Origin of the sequence: Agromyces humi (assembly GCF_009720255.1) — a bacterium.
GTDB lineage: Bacteria > Actinomycetota > Actinomycetes > Actinomycetales > Microbacteriaceae > Agromyces > Agromyces humi.
In genome coordinates, this window is the sequence record NZ_WJSP02000452.1 from 1 (window position 1) to 2,746 (window position 2,746).

Below are 2,746 nucleotides of genomic sequence, written 5' to 3' on the forward strand. Positions count from 1 at the left end.
CGGGTGCCCCGGCAGGTACGGCGCGAGGTGCGCCTTCGCCGCGACGGGGCCGACGCCGGGTCCGCCGCCGCCGTGCGGGATGCAGAACGTCTTGTGCAGGTTGAGGTGCGAGACGTCGCCGCCGAAGTCGCCGAACCGGGCGAAGCCGAGCAGCGCGTTGAGGTTGGCGCCGTCGACGTAGACCTGTCCGCCGGCGTCGTGCACGGCCTGGGTGATCTGCTTGACCTCGTGCTCGTAGACGCCGTGCGTCGACGGGTACGTGATCATCAGGGCCGCGATGCGGTCGGCGTGCTCGGCGATCTTGGCGCGGAGGTCGTCGAGGTCGACGTTGCCGAGCTCGTCGCAGGCCACGACCACCACGCGCATGCCGGCGAGCACCGCGGAGGCCGCGTTGGTGCCGTGCGCGCTGGAGGGGATGAGGCACAGGTCGCGGTCGAGCTCGCCGTTCGCGCGGTGGTAGCCGCGGATCGCGAGGAGGCCGGCGAGCTCGCCCTGGCTCCCGGCGTTCGGCTGCAGCGACACGGTGTCGTAGCCGGTGACCTCGGCGAGCCAGTTCTCGAGCTGCTCGATGAGCGAGAGCGTGCCCTCGACGTCGGCCTCGGGCGCGAACGGGTGCAGGTTCGCGAACTCGGGCCACGTGACCGACTGCATCTCGGTGGCCGCGTTGAGCTTCATGGTGCACGAGCCGAGGGGGATCATGCCGCGGTCGAGGGCGTAGTCGCGGTCGGCGAGCTGCTTGAGGTAGCGCATCATCTGCGTCTCGGACTGATGCGTGTTGAACACCGGGTGCTCGAGGTAGGAGCTCGTGCGGCGGAGCTCGGCCGGCAGGCTCGCCGGGAGCTCCCGCAGCGACACGGGCACCTCGATGCGGGGGTCGAAGCCGAACGCCTCGACGACGCGCGAGAGCTCGTCGGCGGTCGTCGTCTCGTCGACGGCGATGTGCACGGTCGCCTCGTCGGCCTCCCAGAGGTTGAGGCCGAGTTCGCGCCCGCGGGCGACGACGTTCTTCGCGAGGCCGGGCACGTGCACCCGGATGGTGTCGAAGTAGGCGTCGTTCGCGAGGGTCAGGTCGTACGACGTGAGCGCGTCGGCGAGCGCCTTCGCCTTCGCCGCGGTCGTCACGGCGATGTGCCGGATGCCGCGGGGCCCGTGGTACACGGCGTACATCGACGCCATCACGGCGAGGAGCACCTGCGCGGTGCAGATGTTCGAGGTCGCCTTCTCGCGGCGGATGTGCTGCTCGCGCGCCTGCAGGCTGAGGCGGTAGGCGGGGTGACCCGAGGCATCCTGCGACACCCCGACGAGGCGGCCGGGGAGCTGGCGCTCGAGTCCCTTGCGCACGGCCATGTAGCCGGCGTGCGGGCCGCCGAACCCCATGGGCACGCCGAAGCGCTGCGACGTGCCGACCGCGACGTCGGCGCCGAGCTCGCCCGGGCTCGTGAGCAGCGCCATGGCGAGCAGGTCGGCGGCGGCGACGACGAGTGCGCCCTGCGCCTTCGACGCGGCGATGACGGATGCCGGGTTCCACACGCGGCCCGACGCACCCGGGTACTGCACGAAGAGGCCGAAGTGCTCGCCGAGGGCGGCGACATCCGTGTCCTCGTCGAGGTCGGCGACGACGAGCTCGATGCCCACGGCCTCGGCGCGGGACGCGAGCAGCGCGTGGGTCTGCGGCAGCGCGTCGGCGTCGACGACGAAGCGGTTCGATGCCGACTTCGACGCCCGGCGGGTGAGCAGCATGCCCTCGACGACCGCGGTGCCCTCGTCCAGCATCGACGCGTTGGCCGTGTCGAGGCCCGTGAGGTCGGACACCATCGTCTGGAAGTTGATGAGCGCCTCGAGCCGGCCCTGCGAGATCTCGGGCTGGTAGGGCGTGTACGCCGTGTACCAGCTGGGGTTCTCGAGCACGTTGCGCTGGATCACCGACGGGGTGATCGTGCCGAAGTAGCCCAGGCCGATCATCGACGTGCGCACCGCATTCTGCTCCGCCAGCGCGGCCAGCTCGGCGAGCGCCTCGCGCTCGGTGGCGGCCGGCGGGATCACCGAGTCGACCACCTCCTCCATGCGGATCGCCGTCGGCACCGCCGCCGTCATGAGCGCCTCGAGCGAGTCGTAGCCGAGCGCGGCCAGCATCCACTCGTGGTCGTGCGGGGTGGTGCCGATGTGGCGGCGGCCGAACGCGTCGGCGTCGTAGGCGGAGGAGGTGTTCATCGCTGGGTGGATCCTTACTCGCCGACGAGGGCGCGGTACTCGGCGTGGCTGAGGAGCTTGGGGAGGGCGCCGGCGGTGACCTTGAGCAGCCACCCCTCGCCGAAGGGGTCGGTGTTCACGAGCTCGGGCGCGTCGATGACGGCCTGGTTCGCCTCGACGACCTCGCCGTCGACGGGTGCGAAGAGTTCGCCGACCGACTTGGTCGACTCGATCTCGCCGACGACCTTGCCGGAGGTGATCGTCGTGCCGGCCGCGGGAAGGTCGACGTAAACGACGTCGCCGAGCTTCTCGGCGGCGTAGTCGGTGATGCCGATCGTGAGCGTGTCGCCCTCGACGAGCACCCACTCGTGCTCTTCGGTGTACTGGAGTTCGGTCTGGTCGGTCATGGGGTTCTCCTCGCGGTGGCGGTGCTGCTTCGGTGGCGGTGCATCCGCTGCCCGTGAAGAGCGGGTGCGCGTGCGTGTTGTCGTGGCCGAGGCCGTAGCTCCACAGCACCCGGCTGCAGTCGATCGTCTCCTCGGGGTCGGTGACCTTC

General features: G+C 70.9%; 2 protein-coding genes. Both read right to left on the minus strand.

Translation table 11 applies throughout. From position 1 onward, the window contains the following. On the minus strand, positions 1 to 2,211 hold a 2,211-nt coding region (gene gcvP / locus GH736_RS20775), incomplete at its 3' end, for an aminomethyl-transferring glycine dehydrogenase (RefSeq protein WP_159606696.1). A gap of 14 nt (positions 2,212 to 2,225) precedes the next feature. Continuing rightward, entirely contained in the window at positions 2,226 to 2,597 is a 372-nt protein-coding gene (gcvH, locus tag GH736_RS20780; protein ID WP_159606697.1) for a glycine cleavage system protein GcvH, read from the minus strand. Positions 2,598 to 2,746: the final 149 nt, after the last annotated feature.

What these genes read in the sequence shown, in the direction of transcription:
- gcvH (WP_159606697.1), bottom strand. Translation starts at nt 2,597, where the DNA reads ATGACCGACCAGACCGAACTCCAGTACACCGAAGAGCACGAGTGGGTG.